5 protein-coding genes are annotated in these 5,389 nt (G+C 75.2%); 1 reads left to right on the plus strand and 4 read right to left on the minus strand.

The window, feature by feature from the left end:
• Together VFW24_11440 and VFW24_11445 are read right to left on the minus strand one after the other, a co-directional pair.
• Positions 1-1,995, minus strand: a 1,995-nt coding sequence (locus VFW24_11440) for a DUF6049 family protein (GenBank protein ID HEX5267377.1), incomplete at its 3' end; no start/stop codon positions are given.
• Positions 1,992-2,708: a GNAT family N-acetyltransferase gene (locus tag VFW24_11445; protein HEX5267378.1), complete on the minus strand. Its 717-nt coding sequence runs from the start codon at positions 2,706-2,708 to the stop codon at positions 1,992-1,994. The genes VFW24_11440 and VFW24_11445, both read right to left, overlap by 4 nt.
• Positions 2,709-2,746: 38 nt before the next feature.
• Here VFW24_11445 and VFW24_11450 point away from each other — a divergent pair, with 38 nt between their 5' ends.
• The gene (locus tag VFW24_11450) at positions 2,747-3,757 is read left to right on the plus strand and encodes a histone deacetylase (GenBank protein HEX5267379.1); all 1,011 of its coding nucleotides are present in this window, start codon (positions 2,747-2,749) and stop codon (positions 3,755-3,757) included.
• A gap of 66 nt (positions 3,758-3,823) precedes the next feature.
• Here the strand turns inward: VFW24_11450 and VFW24_11455 are convergent, their stop codons facing one another.
• Both VFW24_11455 and VFW24_11460 read right to left on the minus strand, forming a co-directional pair.
• Positions 3,824-4,021 carry a hypothetical protein gene (locus VFW24_11455; GenBank protein ID HEX5267380.1) on the minus strand — a complete coding sequence of 66 codons (198 nt, stop codon included), beginning with the start codon at positions 4,019-4,021 and terminating at the stop codon, positions 3,824-3,826.
• Positions 4,022-4,285: 264 nt separating this feature from the next.
• On the minus strand, positions 4,286-5,290 hold the full coding sequence (locus VFW24_11460; GenBank protein HEX5267381.1) for a hypothetical protein: 1,005 nt from the start codon (positions 5,288-5,290) through the stop codon (positions 4,286-4,288).
• Between the last annotated feature and the right edge of the window lie 99 nt (positions 5,291-5,389).

Below are 5,389 nucleotides of genomic sequence, written 5' to 3' on the forward strand. Positions count from 1 at the left end.
GGAGGGGGCCCGGCGCCGCCGCCGGCCCTTGCGCAGCTCTCGGCCCCACCACAGGGCAAGGAACACGAGGGCGCCGATCGACAGGCCGACCCCCACCCCGGAGAACACGCGCGACCGGATCGTGAGGCTGTTGGTCGTGAGCGTCAGGCCCCCGTTGGCGGTCACGATCGTGACGTGCAGTGCGAACGAGCCGGTGTTGCGGGCCGACACCGGCACCGGGAAGGTGGTGTTCTGCTGGCGCAGGGTCTGCGAGTCGAGCACGAGGGTCGTCTCGTGGTTGGCGAACTCGAGGTTGTTCTCGCTCGACACCACCACGCGGACGGCGATCGGCACCGGGAGCTGGGACTGCACCGAGATCGGCACGGTGGCCTGGCGCGCCGTGAGGGTGACGGAGGAGTTGACCACCTTCACCAGCCCCAACTGCCCGTTCAGGACGGCCTTGGCGCGGGCCAGGTAGGCGTTCCGCCGGGCCCGGGTGATGTCGGCCCCCTCCGACGCCAGCACGAGATCGTTCATCGAGACCGCCGCCGGCAGCGGCGCGGTGGTCGAGCCGGCCAGGGCGGCCTGGTCGGCGCGGTCCCTGCGGATCTCCGACGCCGGCAGCACCGAGCCCCGCGCCGGATAGGCGGCCTGGCGGAACCGGCTGGACGCGGGCACGTCCGCGAACAACGAGTCGACGCTCATGGAGGACAGGATCGGGCTCGTCTCCAGGCCGTCGAGGATCACCGACGTCGTCTGGCGCGAGGGCTGCCACAGGCGGGGGGCCAGGGCCACCACTCCCCGCTCGACGTTGGGGGCCTCGAAGTAGGTCTGGGCCGCGTCGGCCAGGAGCTCGTGGCCGGCGAGGACCGGGTCGGCGTTGCCCGCCGGCTGGGCGCTGCCGGCGAGGTCGGCGCCGAGCGACGCGTCGCTCACCACCGCCGGCATCCGCTCACCCCCGGCGGTCAGCGTGTAGGGCTGGGAGGGCGTGAGGTTGGTGCCGGTCGACTGCAGCTCGTCGGCCGAGATCACCAGCCGGTTGGTGCCCACCGCGCTCAACGCCTCGAGGGTGGGGCCGTCGATCGGCCCCGCCGCGAGCCAGGTGCCCGGGTTGGTGTGGACGCCGAGCTCGGTGCGTTCGATGTCGCCGCCGCGCTGGAGCTGCGCCGACAGCTCACCCGCCAGGCCGGAGGCGACGAGGTCGTACGGCGCCACCGGGGCGAAGGGACGCCCCACCACCTGCAGGCCCCCCGCCCCCTTGCGCAGCTCGGCCAGCACGGCCCGGGCCGCCGTCCCGGTCGTGTCGGCGAGGGCGGCCAGCGTGGCGGGGTCGGGCACCATCGTCATCGCCACCCCGTCGTGCTCCCCGAGGAGCGCGGCGATGGTCGAGAGCCGCTCCACCGTCGTCGCGTCCAGGCGGCGGGCGCCGTCGGTCCCCAACGGTTGGGCCGCCGCCACCGGCACCACCAGCGCCAGCCCCAGGCGCACCGCGGTCGGTGAGGTCGGGGCCAGGACCAGGTGGGTGACCATCTGGTCCAGGTACGAGGTCGACCCCTGCCGGCGGAGCGTCACCTGCACCGGATACACCCCGGCGGTGTCGTTCAGGTACACGGGCTGGGAGGCCGTGCAGCCCGCCGGCGGGGCGGCGTCCACCGGCACGCACAACGAATAGGACCCGCCGGTGCCGGCCAGCTGGTCGACGGTCGACGACTCCGACCACAGTGCCTCGCCGAGGCTCCGGCCCCGCTGCGAGGCGGCGAACGCCGAGCGGCTGCGCAACCGTGCGTACACCGTCACCCGGAGGACGAGGTCGGACGGCCTCTCGCTGCCGCGTATCGCCACCCGCATCGAGAAGGGGCTGCGGTCGGCGGCCCACGTCGTCTGCGAGACCAGCGTGAGGCTCTCCCGGCCCGAGCCCGACCCGCTCGTGGCCGCTCCCGCCGGTAGGGGTGACGATGCCGCCACCAGCCCCGCCACCCCGGCCAGCGCCGCGGCCCAGTGCCGGAGCGGCCTCACGGCAGCGTCAGCGCCAGCACCGAGAGGCCGTCGGGTTGGGCGCGGAACCCGAGGTCCGTGTACAGCGCCACCGCCGCGTCGTTTCCGACCTGGGTGTTGACGAGGCACTGGTCGGCCCGCCACCTCCGCAGCCACCGCAGCCCGTCGACCACGAGGGCCCGCCCCGTGCCCCGGCCCTGGTGGGCGGGGGCCACCGCCAGGCGCTGCAGGTAGCCGCGCCCGCCCGCCCGGCCGGTGATGGCGTAGCCGACGACACTGCCGTTCACCGCCACCCGGTAGCGGCTGCGCGGCGTCGCCGTCAGGGCCTCCTCGATGCCGAGGGGGTCCATGCTCCAGAACGGGTCGAACGCCTCGTTGTCGGCGGCGACCACGGCGTCGAGGTCGTCGTCGGCACCACGGCGCAGCTGCACGCCCCCCGGCGGTCGGGCGGCGGGAACGCCGCTCAGGTCGTGGGCCAGGAGGTGCAGGTGCTGCTCGATCTCGAAGCCGGCCGAGAGGAAGCCGGGCTGCTCCCCCGGCGTCAGCGCCGCCGTCACCACCCTGGTGAATCCCTGGGCGGCCAGGCGGGTCAGGCAGTGGCGCACGAACGGGGCCGACAGCGCCCCCGACCCCGCCGCCGGCGCCAGGTGGGCCACCCGCCCGTCCCCCCGCCAGGGCGTGCTCCGGGCACGCTCGGATCCCCAGCGGATCACCTGGAGGCTGGCGGTGCTCACGTCGCCGGCGAGCGTACCGGCGGCCGTAGCCTGCCCATATGACGGTGCTGGTCGGGACCCACGAGCGCTGCCTCGAGCACCGGGCCGGACCGGGCCACCCCGAGGCCCCGGAGCGGCTGGCGGCGGTGATGGTCGGGGTGGCCCAGGCCGAGGACGCCGGGGCCGACGTGGTGCGCTGGGCCCCCCGCCCCGCGACCCGGGACGAGCTGGCGGCCGTGCACCCCGCGGTCTACCTCGACGCCCTCGAGGGCTTCTGCCGCTCGGGCGGGGGGCGCCTCGACGCCGACACCGGCGCCGGCCCCGAGTCGTGGGACGCCGCCCTGGTGGCCGCCGGCGCCGGCCCCGACGCCGTCGGGCGCCTCCGGGCGGGTGAGGGGGATGCCGCCTTCCTGGCCGTAAGACCTCCCGGCCACCACGCCACGCCCCGCACCCCGATGGGCTTCTGCCTGCTCAACAACGTGGCGGTCACCGCCGCCCTGCTGGCCGGCCAGGGGGAGAGGGTGCTGATCGTCGACTGGGACGCCCACCACGGCAACGGCACCCAGGACGCCTTCTTCTCCGACGACCGGGTGGCCTACGTCTCGATGCACCAGTGGCCTCTGTATCCCGGCACCGGCGGAGCGGACGAGTCGGGCCTGGGGGCCGGCGCCGGGCTCACCGTAAATCTCCCGTTCCCGCCGCGCACCGCGGGTGACGCCTACCGGGCGGCCATCGACCGGGTGGTGGCGCGGCTGGCGGCGCGCTTCGCCCCCACGTGGGTGCTTCTCTCCGCCGGCTTCGACAGCCACCGCGCCGATCCGCTGGCGTCGCTCGGCCTCTCCGCCGGCGACTACGTCGACCTCACCCGGCGCGTCGTCGAGCTGGCGCCCGCGGGCCGCCGCATCGTCTTTCTCGAGGGCGGCTACGACCTCGAGGCTCTGGTCGCGTCGACGACGGCGTGTGTGGGCGCCCTGTCCGGTCTGGATCTGCGCCCCGAGCCGGTGACGACCGGCGAGCGCGGCATGGACGTCGTGGACGACGCGGTCACGACGGCGGATTCACGGCGCTGACCGCTGATCCTGCCGAGACGACGGACGGCCTCGTTGCCGACCGTCGCCCGGCGGAAACCTGCTCCGCTAGACCGCCCGCGCCCCGACCAGGTGACCGTCCTTCTCTCCGAAGAGGTAGACGGCGCGCCCGGCGCGGCAGCGGCACTCGGCGGTAGCGGCGTAACGCAGAACCTGGGTGCCGGAAGGAGTCTGGATGGCCACGTCACCGAGGGGCTCGAAGGTCTCGATCTTCAGGTACTCGGCCCCCACGACCAGACGGTTCACCGAGGGCTGATCCGCCGGCTCGAGATTCTGGGTAACTAGTCCCATTGCCCTACCCCTTCGCCTCTTCCTTGAGGTCAACTGGCCTTCCTGGACTGCATCGGCATCTCGCCGTCAGGACCTAAGTGTCCCTTTGGTCCCGGCGGAGGCGCTTCTGCACTCGCACCGTACCGCTGTCGCGTGTGCACGGCATCCGGCGAGAGACCAACTGCGCGGTCCATTGGTCGTAGTGGCGCATATGCAGATCAAACCGATCACACGGCGAGATCATGTGATCCACTCCGGCTGCCAGCGCGCCAGCGCGGCGGCCCCGCCCGGCCGGTCGACGAGGTCGAGCGCGGCGAAGAGCCGGTGGACCACGGGCCAGCCTCCCGGAGAACGGGAGTCCGGCGCCGCGGTCGTCGCGACCAGAGCCGTCGGCGCCACGGCCAGGCGCGCCACTCCGAGGTCGGGATGGCAGCGCCCGCACTCGCGCGCCAGGCGCGCCACCTCTGCCGGCGTCTCGACGTAGAGGTCGGACGGCTCCTGCCCCTCCGGGCCGGCCGGGGCGCCGTGGATCACCGCCGCGGCCGCACCCCCCAGCACGACCGCAGCCCGGGCGTCCTGTCCGGCCCGGTCGTCCTGTCCGGCGGGGTCGTCCGGGAGGGCGCCGACCGGGATCCACGCCGGACGCCAGGCGTCGGCCAGCGCCCAGAACAGGTCGGGGAGCCGGGCCCGTCCCTGCCCGTCCACCAGGCCCGCCTCCCGGACCGGGGCCGCCGCCGCCGACAGGCTCGACGGGGCCATCCCGGCCCGCCGGGAGACCTCCCGCAGCACGGGGGCCCGCCCCGGGTCGAGGAGGAGAGCGGCGGCCCAGGTGATCCCGCTCCGCGCCGAGATGGGCGGCCGGACCGAGACCGGCGGGCGCCCGGTGGCGGGCACCGGGGTGTCGATCAGCAGCCCGGGGGCCTGGATCCGCAGGGTCCCCCTGCGGTCCAGCCATCCCCACCCGGCCGCCCGGAGCAGCTCCCGGCCCCGGTCGGAGACCAGGTCGGCCACGAGGACGGTCACCGGGGCGGACCTCCCGGGCCCCGCCGCCTCGGCCAGCAGCCGGGCCACCCGGGCCGGGTCCCCCCGGGACAGGCCCCGTACCCGGACCACGACCGCCGGGGCGCCGGGCCCGGGGCGGACGAGGAGCGAGTCGGCCGCCGGCCGCCCCACCTGGTCGACGCGCGCCCCGACGTGGCCCAGCGCCGCCGCCAGGTCGTCGAGGTCCTGCTCGGGCGGGGTCACCGCCGTCCAGGATACCGTCGTTTGTTCGCTAGAACACGAACACCGAACACACGGAGGTGGACGGCCAGCGGGCCGGCCCGGTTTCGGTTAGAAGAGGCG

It is taken from the genome of Acidimicrobiales bacterium, assembly GCA_036273495.1.
Taxonomy (GTDB): Bacteria; Actinomycetota; Acidimicrobiia; order Acidimicrobiales; family JAJPHE01; genus DASSEU01.